The organism is Vibrio sp. 378, assembly GCF_033339435.1.
This window is the reverse complement of record NZ_JAWOUO010001258.1, coordinates 1-508: the sequence shown is the minus strand read 5'-3', so window position 1 is coordinate 508 and position 508 is coordinate 1. Positions and strand designations below refer to the sequence as shown.

At 43.9% G+C, this 508-nt stretch carries 1 protein-coding gene; it reads left to right on the top strand.

Annotation, left to right across the window (positions count from 1 at the left end; all coding sequences use genetic code 11):
* Positions 1–491: guanylate kinase (gene gmk / locus R7Q48_RS31440; RefSeq protein ID WP_318134389.1), on the top strand; the 491-nt coding region annotated here is incomplete at its 5' end.
* Between the last annotated feature and the right edge of the window lie 17 nt (positions 492–508).

The window sequence follows — 508 nt, the reverse complement described above, 5'->3', positions numbered from 1 at the left end:
GTCCTGGTGAAGAAGACGGTGTCCACTACCACTTCGTCGCAAAAGAAGAGTTTGAAACTCTGATTGCTAAAGGCGACTTCCTAGAATACGCCGAAGTGTTTGGTAACTATTACGGTACGTCTCGCGTATGGATTGAAGAAACGCTAGAGAAAGGCATCGATGTATTCCTAGATATCGACTGGCAAGGTGCTCGCCAAATTCGAGAGCAAATGCCAGAAGCAAAAAGCATCTTCATTCTGCCACCTTCAAACGGTGAGCTTGAACGTCGTTTAAATACTCGTGGTCAAGACAGCGCAGAAGTCATCGCCAAGCGCATGGCTGAAGCAAAATCGGAAATCTCACATTACAGCGAATATGACTACGTCATCGTGAATGATGATTTCGACACAGCATTAATGGACTTTAAAGCTATCCTTCGTGCAGAAAGATTGAAGGAAGAAAAGCAAGCTGCTAAATATAAAGGTATGCTTGACGCGTTATTAACAGAATAGCTCTCACCAAAGAGTCA